This is a genomic window from Sphingobacterium thalpophilum, assembly GCF_901482695.1.
Taxonomy (GTDB): Bacteria; Bacteroidota; Bacteroidia; order Sphingobacteriales; family Sphingobacteriaceae; genus Sphingobacterium; species Sphingobacterium thalpophilum.
The window spans coordinates 3,141,936-3,160,725 of the sequence record NZ_LR590484.1 but is presented as its reverse complement, the minus strand read 5'-3'; the positions used below and the strand labels follow the sequence as shown (position 1 = coordinate 3,160,725).

The following is an 18,790-nucleotide window of genomic DNA, read 5'->3' as shown; positions in this document are numbered from 1 at the left end:
CGAATATGTACTGAAATCCAACTGTTTTACTCTGTACGCCGGGGTAAACGAAACATTTCTCCTGCTCCATTGTTATTTGATCGTTATAGCATAGGATGAGTTATATCGTGAAGGCTAGGGAAACGGTTCGCCTAGCCTTTTTAGTACCTATCCCCTTGAGACTACAGCCGAAATTTCCGTGCGTTCGCAGACCGAACATATATTTAGGCAAGACCTATCAGTAGGATAGCAGGCGTGCCCATTATTTAACAGACAAGTTGCTGCAAGGCATGATTTTTTCCTATCTTAGGAACAAGGTTTGATTTAGGCTTAAAACACAGCATACCTGCTTTAAGATGCTCATCACAAGAATGCTCAACAATATCGACGGCAATGAATGAATTCTGTCTATTAATTGGAAATGACATAAACAACATCTCTCCGGGCATTAGCTGGAGTGACCTGCTGGCGAATATTAAAAAAAAATATCACGTCACCACATTGGAAAATGGGCAAAAACCTTTCCCTATGTTATACGAGGAGATTTTTCTTCGTGCTATCCAATCCCGGCATCTCAACGAGAAAGAGCTTAAGACCTATATTTCCGAAAGCGTCTCACTGATAAAACCCAACGAGATCCATCAGATGATCCGCGACTTACCGGTCAGCAACATCATCACCACGAATTATGAATTTAGCCTGGAAGGAGAAACACAGAGAACAAATACAAGCTTGGTCAGGGAGACCACGTACAGTATTTTTCGCAGACATGAAACTATGGATAAAACCTATTGGCATATTCATGGGGACTGCAGCATCCCCAATTCCATTAATTTGGGGTACGAACATTATTGCGGCCAGTTACAAAAAATGCGCGACTATGTAGTCAATGGAACGAATTACACTTCCGACAAGATATTTAAGGCTGCTTTCGTCAAGAGACTGAAACAGCAGAAAGAACTGAAACTGCAATCTTGGATCGACCTCTTTTTCACCCATGATATCCATATTCTGGGATTATCACTCGATTTCGTGGAAATAGATTTATGGTGGCTACTGACTTACCGGGCCCGACATAAATTTTATCGAAAGAGTAGTTTCATTAAAAACCGACTGTTCTATTATACAACCCAAAAATGGTACAACCTTTCGAGGGATAAGATGCAGTTGCTTACAGCAAATGATGTGGAGATTGTGACCATTGACGAATCCAATAAGACCAGATATTATAAAAAAATAATAAAGGATATTATGAAAAGATACAACGTGTCCATAAAGAATTAAAGTGGTACCCGCCCAAAACATATCGAAACAAAACTTCATACGACGATGTTTGCTTTTTCATCTTAATCGGAGCAGCAATAATTACCTTTACCTTCATAAATAATGCTATGGCAATACAAAATATTAAAATTATAAAGACCGAGATTCTCTCTGACAATTGGTATACATTAAAAAAGGTCACCAACCAGTACAGCAAGCCCGATGGCATCGTACAACAGCAAAGCCGGGAAGCTTACGACCGTGGAAACGGCGCCGTCATCCTGCTCTATAACAAACAATCGAAGACCGTAATCCTAACACGGCAATTCCGCATTCCTACATACATCAATGGTAATGAATCGGGGATGCTCATTGAAGCCTGCGCTGGTTTATTGGATCTGGATTCGCCCGAGGACTGCATACGCAGGGAAACAGAAGAAGAGACAGGTTACCAGATCACAGACGTGAAGAAGATTTTTGAAGCTTACATGTCCCCGGGTTCGGTGACGGAAATCCTGCATTTCTTTATCGCCGAATATTCGAGCAGCATGAAAGTGAGCGCCGGCGGTGGGCTGGCTGAAGAGGAAGAGCATATTGAAATCCTTGAAATAGAGATGCAGAAGGCGCTGGAAATGATCCAGAGCGGCGACATCAAAGATGGAAAAACGATTATGCTCCTCCAATACCTTAGGCTGAACAATATCTTATAATACAAAGCTGCTCCTATACGGGCATCTCGCTTAGGCTCAAGCGCAGTCACTTTAGACCGGACGTACGCTCAAAAACTGGAAAATATGCCGTTTCGGCATTTGCGTCTGACCTTTCACATTTATTGTGTAGACCACAAAAAAACGGACTAAATGCAAAATTACCACATTCAGTCCGTTTTTATTTACGGGAAACATTAGCTAGTTTTCACCAGCGTTCTTGATGATTTTCTCTGCTAACGCTTTGAGCTGAACCATATCCGCATAATCGAGCTTCAAGGCCTCAAAAAGCTGCATTGGGATACAGCTTGCCCTTTCCTTTAATTGAAGTCCTTGTTGGGTCAATCGGATTTTGACCACTCGTTCATCATCCTTGCTGCGTGTACGCGTAATCAGGGATTTGTTTTCCAGCCTTTTCAATAATGGTGTAAGTGTCCCATTATCCAAAAACAATCTTCCCCCCAGTTGATTGACGGTCTGTTCATCCTTTTCCCACAATGCCATCAATGTGATATATTGAGGATAGGTCAAATCGATCGCTTCAAGGATAGCACGGTAACGCTGCATAATTTCTCTGTGAAGAACATACACGGAAAAACAGAGCTGTTTGTCTAATTTTAATAAATCATCCATCCTGCAAATATATTGTGTTTTGTGAAGCTTAAGGAACCCTCATACTTATTTGTACTCGACGACAAACTCCTCCTTTGGTACCCGTACTTTTTTCATTGTCGAAATCCAGTCACGAGAAGGATCAGCCACACCAACATACATCAATGAAACACTCTTGAGTCCTTGCTCGCTCAATTGTAGCACATTATCCACCACACTGTTGTCGAAGCCTTCGGCAGGCGTAGAATCAACACGCAGTTCAGCTGCCTGTGCCAGTGCCAGGCCCAGCGCAATATAAGTCTGCCGTGCAGTATGCGCAAAATTGTTTTCCGCTGCTTCATTCAAATATATCGATTTCAGCTTGTCGGTATACGAGCCAAAACGGCCGCGCGGTAAATTTCGCTCATCGGTCGTAAAATCATACACTTTGTCAATACGTTCGGCGGTATACCGATCCCAGGCGGCAAAAACCAATACGTGAGAACACTCGCGCATACAATCAGGGTTGAGAGCACCTTCCGCCAGTTTATCTTTTAATTCCTGATTTTCAACGACCAAAATCTTAAAAGGCTGCAAACCAGAAGAGGTTGGTGCAAAACGCGCCGCCTCGATGATCTTATCGATATTTTCCTGACTAACTTTTTTTGTTGGGTCATATGCTTTCACAGCATGACGCCATTGTAAATCTGTTATAAGTGACATATAATATTGTATTATTTAAAAAGAACGGATAATAACGCCAGCAATGCCGGTATCCCCTGTATCAAAAATATTTTTCTATTCGCTGTGATGCCTCCAAAAATTCCGGCCACGAGCACGCATCCCAGAAAAAATAGACGGATATTGTCGCTCCATATAGCGTCTTCTGTTAAAAATGACCAGACCAACCCTGCTACCAGAAAGCCATTATACAAGCCCTGATTGGCAGCCAGGCCTTTTGTAGGTTTAAATAGTTCAGCAGGAAGTGTTTTCCCGAAACTGCGTCTTCCTGCAGTCTCCCAGGCAAACATCTCCATCCAGACGATGTAAATATGTTCTATCAGTACGATTACGGTGAATACCGTGGCTATATAATCCATATTCTATCCGTTGTTTGAAACCGTTAATTTAACCTCGATATTACCTCTTGTTGCATTTGAATAAGGACAGACCTGATGCGCTTTTTCAATGAGCTGCTGTGCCAATTCCAAACTAACTGACGGAATATTGGCGTGCAATTCAGCGGCCAAACCAAAGCCGCCATTGTCCAGCTGTCCTATACTTACTTTCGCTGTAACCGTAGTCTCGCCGGTTTTTATCCTATCCTGTCTGATCACCAGATTCAAGGCGCTGTCAAAACAAGCCGCGTAGCCAGCGGCAAAAAGCATCTCTGGATTAGCATAGTCGTCATTGGCACCGCCTAGGCCCTTTGGCGTTCGCACAGGTACATCAAGGACACCATTTTCACTTTTTACATGACCATTCCGTCCGCCCTGGGCGGTAGCTCCTATTGTATATAATGTTTTCATTTTCTTTTTGTTTATTTCAACAGTACAAATGTAGATTGAAAAATTATATTGTGCAAAATATAATAGCGTTATTTACATTAAAATGAAACTCCGCCTGCTCTATGGTCTTCGGGAACGGCAGCTATTTCTATCGCTGACACTTTGGCTCCCAGTCCGGGCGCGAAATGTGACAAACGTTTATTCGCCCGCGTTCAAAAATCGCACACTTCTTCCATATAAATCAGCTTTTCTACCATTACTCATTATGCGTTTACAATTGCATTGCATATCAACCTGAATTTACTTAGGTTTGATTGTTACAAATACAAGTTATATGAAAACCACTTCACTCGAACAATTTTATAACGAAATAAATGCGCCTATTCCACAGGAAATCGCACGTGAAATCGGACATTTCAATGTATTCAGTTTTGAGGAGTTGGCCGCAAAGCTAAAGAATAAACCAGTCATGCCATATAATAAACGGACTTATTACAAGATCAGCCTGATCACTGGAAGGAACACAGCCGAATATGCCGACAAAGTTATCGAAATTGAGGAATCAGGACTGGTGTTTGCCACGCCGAAAGTCCCCTATCACTGGATTCCAAAAGATGAACATCAAAAAGGCTATTTCTGCGTTTTTACCGCCGAATTCCTTGCCCGAAACAAAAGTGGTGTCGTTATAGACGACCTTCCGATCTTTCGTCCCGGAGGCCTTCCGATTTTTCAAATCAGCGATGAACAACGTGTAGAAATTGAGGCCATTTTCAAGAAAATGAATAAAGAATTATCCTCTGACTATGTCTTCAAATACGATCTTTTGCGTAACTATGTACTGGAGATCATCCATTATGGGCAGAAATTGCAGCCCAAAAGCATAAGCAACCCCTCTCACAGTGCATCCCATAGGATTACTTCGCTTTTTATCGAGCTTTTGGAACGGCAATTCCCTATTGACTCCCCCATGCAACACTTACAACTGCGTACCGCGCATGACTTCGCCGAACGCCTGGCTATCCATGTCAATCATTTAAACAAAATTCTAAAAGAAAACACGGGCAAAACAACAAGCCAGATCATCGGCGCTCGGATCACTCAGGAAGCGAAGATACTACTTAAGCAAACCGACTGGAACATTTCGGAAATAGCCTATACCCTCGGATTTGAAGAGATAGCCCATTTTTCAAATTTCTTCAAAAAACAGACAAGTATCTCGCCGAACAATTTCCGTTCGCACAGGTCATAATTTGAATTTCGCAAATATTGGTTTGCTTTTCGCAAAGAAGCAGACAACATTTCGGACGACCTTTGTAGTGTTCAATTAAAAAACAATACAATATGACAAGGAATAAAATAGCATTAGTTACTGGAGGAAGTCGCGGCTTGGGCCGCAACATGGCCATTAGTCTTGCAAAAAAAGGAATAGACGTTATCCTAACCTATAATAGCAATAAAGAGGAAGCCGACCATGTGGTTTCTAGTATTCAGTCATTGGGACAGCGGGCCACCGCATTCCAGCTAAACACTGGTGATGTGTCGTCTTTTGATAGCTTTATTAAGCAATTGACAAGTCATCTGCAGGAACAAACTGGTCAGCCCAATATCGATTTTCTAATCAATAATGCCGGGACTGCACTTTACGCCGCTTTCACGGATACTACCGAAGAACAATTTGACACCGTATATAATATTCATTACAAGGGTGTATTTTTTCTGACACAAAAGGTGCTGCCCTATATGAATAACGGCGGCCGCATCATTAACATCTCTTCCGGACTTGCACGCTTTGCTTTCGCAGGTTCCTCAGCATATGGATCCATGAAGGGGGCAATCGAGGTACTGACGAGATATCTCGCCAAGGAACTTGGTCCACGTGGCATCGCTGCAAACGTAGTCGCTCCCGGAGCAATTGAGACAGACTTTGGAGGTGGACATGTGCGGGACGACAAAGAAACGAATGCGCATATTGCCAGCGTAACAGCACTTGGGCGAGTGGGCCTGCCAGACGATATCGGCGGCGTAGTAGCCTTCCTATGTACCGAAGAGGCTAGGTGGATCAATGGACAGCGTATTGAGGTCTCAGGTGGCATGAATCTGTAGACGCATAAATCTTGATGTTAAATGTCCTGCACTTTTGTACAGGACATTTATTTTTTTTGTATTAGCCTAGAAAGGAGGTTTCCTTCTACGTTCTTACCCAAGAATAAGATCCACGTATTCCCTTTCCACAGCCTTCATAAAGAATAGAAAAATTATGTATAAATTAGATCATACAAAGTTCTTATATCCGTAAAATAGACTTACGGTGATCAAAGTCTACAACACCAATTTAGAAAAAATATGGAAAAGCAGCTATTTATGGCCAACAGGCTGCGCGAGGTATTGCTAGATGGACATTGGATTGCAAATACCAATTATCAAGAACAACTGATAGATACCAACTGGCAACAAGCCGTATATAAGATCAATACGCTAAACAGTATTGCAGCACTTACTTACCACATCAATTATTATCTTGAGGGATTACTATCCGCATTCAGGACAGGAAAAATCGACATCAGCGACAAATATAGCTTCGATGTACCGGAAATAAGCTCAGAAAGCGACTGGAAAGCACTCGTCCAACGTTTTTTGACCCATGCAGCTCGCTTTGCCGACGCTATCGAGGGGCTCGAAGAAAAACGTCTTGAGCAACCTTTTATTGAAGAAAGTTACGGTTCTTATTTAAGGAATATCGAAGGTGTAATCGAACATAGCTATTATCATCTGGGTCAGATTGTACTGATCAAAAAATTGATAGTTAGTCAACAAACGCACTGATCAGTTGATGCGTTGATATTCCCCACAAATAGCCATGAGGAATTCAATGTAGCTTTTTGCCAAATGGCAATTGTACTTCGCTCCTTGAGCCCTAGTTTTGAATACGATTTTAAATAAGAAAGATATGGATATTCTAATTGGACTTCAATGGGGAGACGAAGGCAAAGGCAAGATCATCGATTTAATGAGCAGGGACTACGACATCATCGCGCGGTTCAATGGCGGAGCGAATGCTGGGCACAGCATCTACCACCATGGTGAACGAATAACCTTAAAACTGCTTCCCTCGGGCATTTTTTACGCACACATTGATAATATTATCGGTAGCGCTGTGGTGATTGACCCCCTGGCTCTGAAGTCCGAAATCGACCTCGTTGAAACGCTGGTACAAGGCAGTTTGGAAAACCGCATTTTCATCTCCAAAAAAGCGCATCTTGTGCTGCCAACCCAACGATATTGGGACATCTTTCTGGAAGAGTCACCGCGGTATCCATCGATTGGAACAACCAAGAATGGCATAGGTCCGAGTTATGCCCATAAAGCACTCCGACAAAACGTACGTGCAGGTGATATTCACTCAGCACGCTTTGGCGAGGATGTTTATCACATGCTCAGCAGACAGTATGACGAGTTAGAAGTACTGGGACAGCCCATGCCTCCTTTGGAAAAATTATATCGCAACTTTATGGAAGCGTGCGAGTTTATGCAAAAACTACAGATTATCGACACGGAAATTTTTCTGAACCAAGCCCTCAGCACAAATAAAAAGGTACTGGCTGAAGGTGCCCAGGCTACATTTTTGGATATTGATCATGGTACCTATCCATATGTCACCTCCTCCAACACGATAGCATCCGCTGCTTGCGTTAGTCTTGGTGTCTCTCCGAAGCTGGTGAACCGAATTTATGGTATCACAAAGGCGTATTGTACCCGTGTGGGCAACGGTATCTTTCCGACAGAAATCAGCGATCCAGCAGCTTCATACTTACGCGAAAAGGGAAATGAGTTTGGCTCTAACACCAAGCGGCCGCGCCGTGTGGGTTGGCTCGACCTTCCTGCGCTGCGATATGCTGTGATGTTAAATGGTGTAACCGATCTGGTACTGACCAAAGCGGATATCCTAAATGGGATGGCAACAGTGCCCGTTTGCACCGATTACGACATTCAAGGTAACAAAACGGCATTGGCCTCTCTTGCATTTGCCGGAGCAGATGTACAGCCGATATGGAAATTTCTTCCGGGATGGAATGATACAAAGTGTGAGATCAGCGATCCTACCACTCTCCCTGAAGAACTGAGGGCCTTTGTTTCATATTTGGAGGAAGACTTAAATGTTCCCGTGAAATACCTTTCCGTAGGACCGCTACGCGAACAATTGATTACCTTAGCACATTAGATTGCCGATATGGAACAACTACTGCAATATATCCGAAAATTTGGTTCCCTCGACGGAAGGGAAGAAAGCCTGATCAGGGGCGCCTTCAAAAAAAAGACTATCAGCAAATCAGCGTATTTCGTCACCAATGGCAAAGTAACCAATAGTATTGCGTTTGTAGAAGATGGTGTATTTCGATCGCTATATTATAATCATAAAGGCGACGATTTTACGCGTTACTTTATTTATGAAGGTCGTTTTATTGGCGACCTACAAAGTTTTCTGGACCGCACACCGTCGAGCGATTATATCGAGGCATTGACTGATGCAACTATCTGGCATCTTGATATCCAAGAATTTAGGTTACTGGAAAAAGAAATCAAAATTTGGCCTCTTCTGATCTCGAAATTGTATGCTTTCGTTATCGAAAGCAAATTAAAAACGGCAAACACAATGATGAACCTAGATGCCAAAGAGCGGTATCTGTTATTCCTGAAACTATACCCCGGGCTTGCCAACCGCGTGCCCTTAGCCATGCTGGCATCTTACCTAGGTATAACGGCATCGTCTTTAAGCCGTATCCGGAGGAATACCTGAGCGCGATTTTCTTTTCCAAGGTAGCCGCATCGGTATAAGCAGATCCTATATATTAGAAGGCAAATTCGTCTAAAAGTAAATGACATGCTTATCCACAGTTCTGCAATTACCCCTTTCCGTCGACAGCGCTTGGGCTACTACCAACGATACAGCAACCGTGTCGTGAATACGTTGTCTCTGATGTCATCGGCAAAGTTGGCCAAACTCGTCGATTCATTGGTTACATGTTCGTTGTATACCGTAAGCTTTAGCCTATTGCTGATCTGATAAGCCACGCCATAACCCAGTGTACTGAATTTAACATCGCCATCCGCTGTAAAATTATCTGGCGCACCGATAGTCATACCGCTTGCTTTTGTGTTCGGGTCATAGACGTCGTAAGCCAGCAAAGCTGTGATACCCGTCCTGGCAATTTCCTGTGTAAACCAGAGGTAGTAGCCGTTGAACTTACGTTGATATAGATCAGTCGTCGGCTGCGTGGTGAAACTTCTGCTCGCGTAAGGGCCCTTAATATCCGTTCCCCCAGCTACTCCGGGCTGCTCACCAGCCACATATTCCGTTTTGAAGCTAGACTTTCCGAAGCTATTGTCGAGCTCAACCTGCAAGTTGGCACCGTAGTAGTTGCGGCCTATTCCCTTGCCTTCAATATCATCGCCTGTGTGTGCGATGTAGCCATTGTCTATTGGTGTATAATACGTCTTGGTATCGTTGCGTACAGTACCTTTATAGAAAGAACCTCCGAACCCAAGGTGCAGCTTCTTGTCCGCTAGGCTATCAAATTTAAAAGCTAAGTTGCCGATTAGATCTTTCTTCGAATCGTAGTCTTTGGCCGAATGCCCACTACCGTTGACCATCGCTAAGTCCAGATTCAAGAATTTCAGCTTCCCGCCCGGATGATAGCTCACCATACCACCAAGATCACGCTCGCGCGGCATTATAGTTTGAAAGACACGTGCTCGTTCGGGAAAATCACGGTAACCGGAGGAATAGACAATCGAATAACCGAATGGCCGATTAAAAAGGCCGGCTGTCAGGCTCAGTCCCTTTTGGCTGGGATGCCGCAATTGGATAAATGCATCCATCAGCTGTACCCCATCCTGTGTTGCGTCCAGCTGAAATACGATACTGGAGTAGGTGTCCACGCGGTCAATTTTGAGACGTCCACGGCGGATCATAAAGCGGTTATCGGAATTTTTAGAGAAATCGCCGCCTGAAAAAGATGTTATCCCCGGCGACTGGGCCTTTTGAAATTGTGTCTGTAGATATCCGGTAATCTTGATATCGTGCGGATCATAACTCGAAGGAGCGTTATTATTCTGCGCCACAGCTATACCCGGACCAGCTAACGCAAGCAGTAAAAATATTTTTCTCATTGAAAGTAACCCTTTTTTGCAGCAATGAATTTGTAAATTAGCACTTGTCATATAAAACGGTTTTAAGTCCTAAATGGTTTCACTGCAACAATAATCTCTAAATATACGAAGAAGTTTAAAGAGGCTCGACCTGCTAACTTCAACGCTGTAAAAATAGAGTCTCAATGTTAATTCAATATTAACAAATTGTTAGCCTATTAATTTATACACATAAAGTTAATGATTTGGTAATACTCACCGTAGTGTAGAAAATTTTATAGGTTTAAGCGAGAAATATTCATGGGATAACAATGACGTCAACTGAGATGACAGATATTCGTAATAAGAAGAAGAGGGCAATTCTTTAGAAATGCCCTCTTGAAATATACAGCTTAGATAAGTCGCAGAATAGCGTTCTATCCGTACTTGATGTTAACTAAAACACTTATTTACAACACACTGACTTACAAATCAAACCACATCTTATCATAATATTTGGGAGCTGGATTTGGGATATTAGGATTTGCCGATATTTCATCTGGAGAAAGGGTCCATCTTCTAATCAATGGTCCTGCAGTAGCCCCAGGAGGAACTGTTAATTTAGGCACCTCATTTCCATCTTTTCCCGAACGTCTCCACTGTACAAATCCTTCCATAGGTCTGTCCATTAAATCAATCCATTGTTGCAAATGTATTTCCTTTAACGGATCCGCAACAGTAGTCAGATCTTTTAAAGTATTATTAACAAAAGCGGTCGCGTCACCATTAGAAACTCCATAAAAAACACAAGCTGCCTTCACTCCATCCTTAAATAGTGAATTAGCTTTGCTTAAGTCTTTTGTCACTCCAAGTCCTCTTGCATAAGCTTCTGCTTTTAATAAAGTTAATTCATGATAAGATAATAGTAATGAAGGAGCATCTTTCCTATATAAATAGCTACTTATTAATGAAGTAGTTTCATCAGCAAGCTCCTCAGAACCAACAGCCTTATAGGTTGTTGCTTTTGGTCCCTTATCAAAATACCTGGGGATCCGAGGATCCTGAGGATCCATATAATTGAATACATTAGAATTAGCAAAAAACCATTGATTTTCGCCATTAGTGTAGGTTTTGAACAACCTGTACTTCGGATTTTCGTTATTCTCAGTTGAATAGTATTTGTGAATCCAGCTTTCTGAAGCTGAACTAATCATAACTGTCTCATCTTTTAAAAGATCTCCGATCTTCGATACAACAGATGGGTCAGCATCAGCCATCACCATATATACTTTAAACTTTATGGAATTTGCCAGTTTTTTCCATTTTTGTAAATCTCCTGAATAATAAATATCATAGTCTGAAATCTTCAATGCACTTGATTCATCAATCTGATTAATAGCGTCATCAAGTAACGCTATTACTCCGTTTAAAACATCTTTTTGACTATCATATTTGGGATATGAGATTTCAGGTACCCAAGCCTCACTAAAGGGAACATCGCCATACAATGTCGTTGCCTCATACATCAATTGTGCAAGTACAATTTTGCACTGCGCTGCAGCATTATTTTGTACGGGACTAGCCTCCTCCGCAATTTTTATAGCCTGCTTTAAGTTATTTCCCGCTGTACTATAATATACCTTAAAGGTATTTCCCAAAGCGTAAGTACTTATATTGTATAAATTATCATTCCCCCATCCATAATCCCCTCCACTTGCCAAACTTTGCACCTCTAAACCTAAAGGCAGCCAAGCATCACCACTATTTTTATTTGCATCCCAAGCAGTAACGGCATATCCGAACAGTAATTTCGGCTCAACCTTTGTCGCCGTTAACGGACTTGTATTAATATCAAGATATTTACTACAAGAGGAAGTTGTTAACAAGAGACCAGCTCCTAACAAAATACTCAATATTTTTATTTTATTTGATTTCATTTCTTTAAAATTTAGAATGTCATACGAATATTAAAGCCAAAAGATCTAGTCGAAGGAATACTATTAAATTCGACCCCTTCTCCCACGGATCCTGCTCCAAAGAAGTTAGATTCGGGATCAACATGAGGAACTTTACTTTTAATCAACCATAAATTTCTTCCTTCCACACCAAACTCAGCTGCCTTAATCACTTTTTGTCCGGACAGTACAGATTTTGGCAAAGCATAAGATACCCTAATCTCTCGAAGTTTTATATAGGACGCATCAAAAACATTTGAAACCGTATTACCTGCATCATAATTAGATTGATAATACATCTGTGCAGACTGCACTGGGACATCGTTCTGCACTAATGTACCATTCTTATCTACCAACCCATCCAGAATAATTGGGATAGATCTATCTCCACCAGTTTCAACAGCCAAACCGCTAGTTCTCAAATTTGACACCGTGCCTGAATAAAATTTCCCTCCTTGACGAATATCTACCAAGCCACTAACCGAAAATGATTTATAACTAAAATTAGTATTAATTCCTAACATCCAATCTGGATAAATATTACCTAATCTTGTACTCTTATCATCAGGGATTCTCAACCCGCTTTCCGAATCAATTAGGTATTTCCCAGTAGCCTCATCTTTTAGGAAATCTATTCCATAAATGCCGAAAGACTGTCCTTTTTCTGCTTTGATCTGAAGATTGCTCCAACCAGACGCCAAACTATATTGCTCTAGATTAGGTGCCAATTCCACAACCTTTTGATTATTTTTAGAAAAATTAAAGTCTAAACCCCATGTAAAATCTTCTGTTTTGACAGGGACAAGATTTAATCCTATTTCGACACCTCGATTTCTAACCAATCCAACATTTACATATTTAGCAAAATATCCGGTAGATATTGCTACGTCAATAGGTATAAGCTGGTTTTTTGTCTCATTGTTATAAAAATTAAAGTCTAGGCCGATTCTATTTTTAAAAAATTTCAACTCGGTTCCAAAATCGAAAGAGTTCTGACGTTGAGGCTTCAATTCATAGTTAGGCAATATTCTTGGTCCAGTAAAAGCCGTAGATATGGGGCCAAATGGAAAGACCGTAGTACTGCCACCAACATATTGCATAAAGACTGTCGATACAGGACTATATTGATAATCTAATTGAAAAGCTGGCAAATCACTTCCTACTTGTGCCCAGCTAGACCTTATTTTACCATAGCTTAGCCAATCTGGTTTATTATTTCCGAGAGCATCTGAAAATACAAATGAACCACTTATTGAAGGGTAGAAATAAGATCTATTTTCAACAGGTAACGTAGAAGTCCAGTCGTTTCTTCCTGTGACATTCAAGAACAAATAATCTTTATAATTGATTCCGAAATCCCCATATACACCTATCAATCGACGTTTAGAAAAACCTCTAGTAGGAGTTTTTGAGGCTGCATTGGGATAATTCCATAATTCGTCGATGGTTAAGTTTGTTGCATCAACAGTTGTCGACTCAGATTGTAAGTCGTTAATATTATGCCCTAAAATTAAATTAAATTTAAAATCGTCGAGAAGATGGTCCTGCGTAAGGGTAACCATCAAATCATTATTGATTTGCCTATAAAATAACTCGGAATTATTAAAGGCTCCATTCATTGTACCAGCAGTTCCCTTTTTTACTACGCTTGTACGTTTTTCTCTATAAATATCTCCCCCCAAGTTATCAGAAATAGTAATCCAGTCCACCGGTTTGTAGCTTAAATTATAAGTACCAAAAAAACGGTCGACAACATTACTATTCTTATTATAATTTAAAATCCAATAAGGATTATTACCATCTCTACCTGTCGTCATGAATATCTGCTCCCCAGTTACGGGATCTTTATAATTATTTCTCAAATCATTCATATCGACCACTCGTGGTACCCCATATACTGCGCTAGTAATAATATTTAAATTATTTGAACTCTGAGCAGGCCTACCATCTGAACTAACTCTTGTATAGTTACCTGAAAATCTCGACGATACTTTATCAGAAAATTGAGTACCTGTATTAACGCTTAAATTATAACGGTCTAACTTATTTTCAGGTATTATTCCTGATTCGTTAGTACTAGTTAGACCCAGGCGATAATCAGATTTATCCGTACCACCTGAAAAACTAACATTGTTTATGTAAGAATGACCTGTATTAAAGAAATCTTTAACATTATTGGGTTTTGCTGCTAATTGGACATCTCTTCCTAAAAAATCTTTTACTGTTTGACCCGCTATTTTCGGTCCCCAACCATTGGAATATTTAAGACTATAATCATATTCTTTTGTTTTAGTATTGAAAGTTCCTTGAGCGTATTCATTTTGAAACTCAGGTAAAACTAATGGAGAATCAAAGCGCACCGAGGAATTAAATGAAACGATACCCCTTGAGTTTAAAGACCCTTTTTTAGTCGTCACAATAATAGCACCATCCTTAGCACGAGAACCATACAAAGCCGTTGCAGCGGCCCCCTTTAAAACCGTCATTGATTCAATATCGTCGGAACTGATATCACCTACACGATTCCCAAAATCAATATTCCTTGCTGTAGTCCCACCCGATGCCGTATTGTCACTGATAGGCGTGCCGTCTATAACCCATAGCGGACTATTTCCTTCAAACGAATTCACCCCTCGAATAACAATTTTGCTCGATCCACCAACAGTACCTGACTGAGAGGTTACCCTTACACCAGTCATTTTTCCTGCCAATGAGTTAATAATATTTGTTTCTCGGGCTTTAGTCAAATCATCAGATTTAATCGTTGATGTACTATAACCTAACGATTTTTCTTCCCTTTTAATGCCCATTGCTGTCACCACAACTTCCTCTAATGCATTGTCGGAACTATCTAAGGATACATTAAAAGCAGATTGTCCTTCTTTTACAATTAGGGTTTTGTCCGCATAACCGACTGAGCGGAACACGATAACTTTTCCTGTTGGTACAGATAGCGAATAGTTACCATTCGCATCTGTTTGCGTGGCAACGTTAGATCCTTGAACAGCAATCGTCACACCCGCCAACGGTTTACCATCGGCACCGGTAACACGACCACTCACTTTTTTTTCCTGCGCGAATGCAACAGAAGTCAGGATCATACTACCCACGAAAAGACTGAGTAATTTGTGTTTCATATGTTTATGTTTATTAAAAGTGTTTATTTTTCGAAAATAACTTGGCTAGTATAATACTACTTTTCCAATAATCTATATACGTCTAGTTAGTAATGCATTTTTTGAAGCACAACGGCTGTTAAAAAATGTTAAATACAAAATTATAACTTTTTTTAACTTTTACAATGCAAGCATAACTTTCCGATAACAATAAATTCATACCGAAAATTAAAACGCTGTAAATCAACAAAATAAAATTAACCAATGAAGCACCAATTGTATCTAAGTAACGGCCAAAGTCATGAATATGCTGCCCCATTAAATCTAACAAAGAAAAGCGGCCATGTAAGAAAGAGCGATACCATGCTTTTAAGCTCTATTCTTTATCTACGTTGATATGGCCTAAATATACGCTGTTCATACTCCGGTTGCTGCCGTCAGTCGCGACGAAACCCAAATAGAGATGAAAAGTACATGGGCTATTGACCTTGGGTAACACGACCGTTTCTTCTAGGTCAATGATATTATTTCCCAGAAATATTGAATCGGCATAAAACATCGAAGTTTCTGGAAGCAATAAAAATATGACCTTGAAGTCTGTCAGCTCACGTTGAAACAGTTCATCGCGGTTTTTAAGCTGCCATCTGATGTGAAGCTTTTCGTCCACTATCTCGACTGTTGCTGCTGTAATAGCCTCTTCCAATCCCCTGCTGATCGCGAACTTCCCGTAATCCATAAACGGGCCATTTTCGTCCACCTTGACAGCATGTTCAAGATGATAGGACATTGCCGCATTAAATGCCGTCATATTCTCACCGTAATGATGAAATCCTAGACGGAAGAACTTCTTATAAGGACTCAGAAAATTTTGCGCAAAACCAAATTTGCTCCTGTTCTTCACTTCGCTATCGGACAATTTTCTTCTTTTTTTTACTTTTGGCAAAGACCTGACATAATTGATTCCTTTCCATTTACAAAATACTACCGCACCGACCTTACCGGAAGGCGCACCGTTAACTCCATTTTTTACACGCGCCATAGCTTTTTATACAAATGATAAGATCTATACAACACCTAAGAATAGGATAAGTTTATGATAATTACGTCATTAAATGTAAAGTAATTATTACAAAACAGGTATAAACAAAGGAAATAATACGGTTTTATCCGAATGAGGTCCCTATTAAATCCCTATTAAGTCCGTCTCACATCCTTTTTAATAAATAAGTTATTGTATAGTTGTAGTTGGCTTGAGATTAAGGCGTGTATTCCCAATATCTATGTCAAGCCTAAATATGTCAATTGGATAAAATAACACACTGTCCCTGCATTATCAGAAAATCCTTTCCGGACCTTGACAATCCGAATTAATTATTGAACTACTCGGTGAGATAAAACAACGTAGGCGTCCAAATTGAACGCCTACGTTATAAACTTAAATTGTGTTGTGATAATTATATACTAGCGTATACCGCCTGCCCACCAAACATTTTCGGTATAGACATACTGTCCATCACCGTATGCTGCCTGAACATATGGATTCGTAGTTGTATCATCGTTACCATATGGTAAACGCAATGGAAATTTACCTGGATTTTTCAATTGAATAAGATTCTCCCCGAGCGCTTTCCAACGGCGGATATCGTTGTACATTTCTGTTGATTCACCGGAAGCTCCGAAAAATGCAAGGTACTTTTCCCTAGCAATAGCCTGTAGACCATTTGAAGCTAGTAATGGTTTTACCGCAGCGTTGAAATAGTTTTCTGCGTCTGTTGCTGTTAAAGTTTTAGTCCCTAGCAAATGTTTCTTATAGGCGAGTCTCAGTTTTTGATAAGTCTATTAGCTATCGGCCCATGCGATTTTGCTACGGGAGTCTGCAAGCTGTCCCAAAAGATCAGCTAATCGTGTGGAGAGAGAGGAAATAAATGCCACGGCAAATAAAAACCTCCGACTACTGTAAATAAAATATGAAGTCAGGTTCACTCCACCTTTTATAACTACATAATATATACGGAAATATGTATAAAAACGTTAAAAGCGGCAATTTTTTTTAGAAATTGCCGCTTCATTGCTATAGAGATTTTAAATCATTTTACATCCCACCACACACGGTCTGTGAGTGGCTTAAGTCCTGGGAAGTTCGCATTCGACGTGGCTTCGCTATTAGGATAAATCAGGCGCTGTGGCATTTGACCGCTACCAATAACAGAACCTTTTGAAACGATAAAAAACTTCGGATATCCAGTTCTACGCCATTCGTTCCAAGCCTCGAAATTCTGAAAGCCTGCCAAAGCAAAATATTTTTGCGTAATGATGGCTTCTAGCTGCTGTGTCTTAACTTCAGGGAATTTGGCTTTTGTCATATAGGCTTTCAAGTCCTCAGCTGATAATCCTAGCCCAGCAAAACTAGCCTCAATTCCTTTATTATAAGTCTCCTCTGCATCAGCTGTCGCCCAACCTCTATAAGCAGCCTCTGATTGCAAGAAATAGCTTTCCGCCCGAGTAAATAAATTAGCTGGGGCAAGAGCAGATTTTGCGTCTCTAACATTAGCGCCTACTAATGCTGATGGCGGAGACACTCTCTTCTTTGTATTAGCTCTAAAGTCACCTTGCTCAATGTAAGCTATTGTATCTTGTTCGGAAAGTCTATCAAACAATTTAAATCTTCTTGGATCATTATTATCTACAAATGCTTTAACAATTGTCCCGCTGGCAACTAAATTCTGCACACTTCTCAAACCGATCATTTCGTTATAAAGCGGATTCTCATTTCCTCCAGTGGTCGTATATGTGATAGAAACATTTTTATCCAAAAACTTCGGATTAGTTGCATAGAGAGCTTTGATACCGGCAGAAGCAGCTGACGCATCGACTTCTGAAAGCCTCAAATACGCTTTTAACTTCAATGTATTGGCAAAAGCTTTCCAAGACTCCAAATCTCCTCCAAAATACATGTCCTGTTGCCCAGGATTTGTTCCCGTTTCGCTATTTAGAAGCTCTACTCCTTTATCAATATCCGCTAAAATTTGTGTATAAACTTCTTTTTGACTTTGATATTTTGGGCTACGATAATCTACCCCTTGCAACGCCTCATCTAAAGGAATATCACCGAAGGCGTCTGTAGCGACTTGGAAAGTATAAGCCTTTAAAAGATGGGCGATACCTTTATAATAATTGTCCAGTGTACTTTCGGATTGAATAATTATCTGGGCATTGTAAAGCGCGTAGCGATAAATATTAGCCCAAACGCTGTTTGTAGCAGTACTTTTTATATTGTATTGATCAATTGTTATATACTGCGAAGAGGTCGGGTTCTGCGTCCAGACTTGTGCCCATAGTCCACCATATACTTGCAATTGATTACCTAAAATTTGTCCAATACTAGCTTGAACTGTTGGCAGTAAAAGACGAGGCTCTGCTGTCTCTGGATAGTTCGGATTTTGATTTATATCCAAATACTTATTACAACTTGTAAATGCCACCGTGCCTAGAAGAAAGGCAAATACAATTTTCTTAAAATTTCTTTTCATTTCTCTTTTAAAATA

17 protein-coding genes are annotated in these 18,790 nt (G+C 40.6%); 7 read left to right on the top strand and 10 right to left on the bottom strand.

Annotation, left to right across the window (positions count from 1 at the left end; genetic code table 11):
• The first annotated feature begins 372 nt into the window (after window positions 1-372).
• Complete coding sequence (locus FGL37_RS13175; RefSeq protein ID WP_037534533.1) at window positions 373-1,263, top strand: SIR2 family protein; 891 nt, start codon at window positions 373-375, stop codon at window positions 1,261-1,263.
• Window positions 1,264-1,370: 107 nt separating this feature from the next.
• Window positions 1,371-1,952: a GDP-mannose pyrophosphatase NudK gene (gene nudK, locus FGL37_RS13170; protein WP_028072268.1), complete on the top strand. Its 582-nt coding sequence runs from the start codon at window positions 1,371-1,373 to the stop codon at window positions 1,950-1,952.
• 198 nt (window positions 1,953-2,150) lie between these two features.
• Here nudK and FGL37_RS13165 read toward each other — a convergent pair whose 3' ends face one another.
• The 4 genes from FGL37_RS13165 to FGL37_RS13150 are packed head-to-tail and all read right to left on the bottom strand — an operon-like array spanning window position 2,151 to window position 4,069.
• Window positions 2,151-2,582: a MarR family winged helix-turn-helix transcriptional regulator gene (locus FGL37_RS13165; RefSeq protein ID WP_028072269.1), complete on the bottom strand. Its 432-nt coding sequence runs from the start codon at window positions 2,580-2,582 to the stop codon at window positions 2,151-2,153.
• Between the two features lie 45 nt (window positions 2,583-2,627).
• Window positions 2,628-3,263, bottom strand: coding sequence for a nitroreductase family protein (locus FGL37_RS13160; protein ID WP_028072270.1), 636 nt, complete (start codon window positions 3,261-3,263; stop codon window positions 2,628-2,630).
• An 11-nt stretch (window positions 3,264-3,274) separates the two neighbouring features.
• A complete protein-coding gene (locus FGL37_RS13155; protein ID WP_028072271.1) occupies window positions 3,275-3,640 on the bottom strand; it encodes a DUF1304 domain-containing protein in 366 nt (121 codons plus the stop codon).
• A 3-nt stretch (window positions 3,641-3,643) separates the two neighbouring features.
• Complete coding sequence (locus FGL37_RS13150; RefSeq protein WP_028072272.1) at window positions 3,644-4,069, bottom strand: organic hydroperoxide resistance protein; 426 nt, start codon at window positions 4,067-4,069, stop codon at window positions 3,644-3,646.
• A 313-nt stretch (window positions 4,070-4,382) separates the two neighbouring features.
• Here FGL37_RS13150 and FGL37_RS13145 point away from each other — a divergent pair, with 313 nt between their 5' ends.
• The 5 genes from FGL37_RS13145 (at window position 4,383) to FGL37_RS13125 (ending at window position 8,843) form a co-directional block, all read left to right on the top strand.
• Window positions 4,383-5,297, top strand: coding sequence for a helix-turn-helix domain-containing protein (locus FGL37_RS13145; RefSeq protein WP_028072273.1), 915 nt, complete (start codon window positions 4,383-4,385; stop codon window positions 5,295-5,297).
• 92 nt (window positions 5,298-5,389) lie between these two features.
• Window positions 5,390-6,151: an SDR family NAD(P)-dependent oxidoreductase gene (locus FGL37_RS13140; RefSeq protein WP_028072274.1), complete on the top strand. Its 762-nt coding sequence runs from the start codon at window positions 5,390-5,392 to the stop codon at window positions 6,149-6,151.
• A gap of 240 nt (window positions 6,152-6,391) precedes the next feature.
• Window positions 6,392-6,871 carry a DinB family protein gene (locus tag FGL37_RS13135; RefSeq protein WP_028072275.1) on the top strand — a complete coding sequence of 160 codons (480 nt, stop codon included), beginning with the start codon at window positions 6,392-6,394 and terminating at the stop codon, window positions 6,869-6,871.
• A gap of 124 nt (window positions 6,872-6,995) precedes the next feature.
• A complete protein-coding gene (locus tag FGL37_RS13130; RefSeq protein ID WP_028072276.1) occupies window positions 6,996-8,267 on the top strand; it encodes an adenylosuccinate synthase in 1,272 nt (423 codons plus the stop codon).
• Between the two features lie 9 nt (window positions 8,268-8,276).
• Entirely contained in the window at window positions 8,277-8,843 is a 567-nt protein-coding gene (locus FGL37_RS13125) for a Crp/Fnr family transcriptional regulator (RefSeq protein WP_028072277.1), read from the top strand.
• A 137-nt stretch (window positions 8,844-8,980) separates the two neighbouring features.
• On the opposite strand, the gene FGL37_RS13120 is transcribed toward FGL37_RS13125, so the two are convergent.
• The 6 genes from FGL37_RS13120 to FGL37_RS13095 form a co-directional block, all read right to left on the bottom strand.
• Window positions 8,981-10,216: a porin gene (locus FGL37_RS13120; protein WP_028072278.1), complete on the bottom strand. Its 1,236-nt coding sequence runs from the start codon at window positions 10,214-10,216 to the stop codon at window positions 8,981-8,983.
• A gap of 443 nt (window positions 10,217-10,659) precedes the next feature.
• Complete coding sequence (locus FGL37_RS13115; protein ID WP_028072279.1) at window positions 10,660-12,111, bottom strand: SusD/RagB family nutrient-binding outer membrane lipoprotein; 1,452 nt, start codon at window positions 12,109-12,111, stop codon at window positions 10,660-10,662.
• 11 nt (window positions 12,112-12,122) lie between these two features.
• On the bottom strand, window positions 12,123-15,266 hold the full coding sequence (locus FGL37_RS13110) for a SusC/RagA family TonB-linked outer membrane protein (protein ID WP_028072280.1): 3,144 nt from the start codon (window positions 15,264-15,266) through the stop codon (window positions 12,123-12,125).
• 355 nt (window positions 15,267-15,621) lie between these two features.
• Window positions 15,622-16,284 (bottom strand): DUF6266 family protein, encoded by a 663-nt coding sequence (locus FGL37_RS13105; RefSeq protein WP_051607358.1) that lies wholly within the window; start codon window positions 16,282-16,284, stop codon window positions 15,622-15,624.
• Between the two features lie 422 nt (window positions 16,285-16,706).
• Window positions 16,707-17,045, bottom strand: a complete 339-nt coding sequence (locus tag FGL37_RS13100) for a hypothetical protein (RefSeq protein WP_028072282.1) — start codon at window positions 17,043-17,045, stop codon at window positions 16,707-16,709.
• Window positions 17,046-17,332: 287 nt separating this feature from the next.
• Window positions 17,333-18,775 (bottom strand): SusD/RagB family nutrient-binding outer membrane lipoprotein, encoded by a 1,443-nt coding sequence (locus FGL37_RS13095; protein ID WP_028072283.1) that lies wholly within the window; start codon window positions 18,773-18,775, stop codon window positions 17,333-17,335.
• Between the last annotated feature and the right edge of the window lie 15 nt (window positions 18,776-18,790).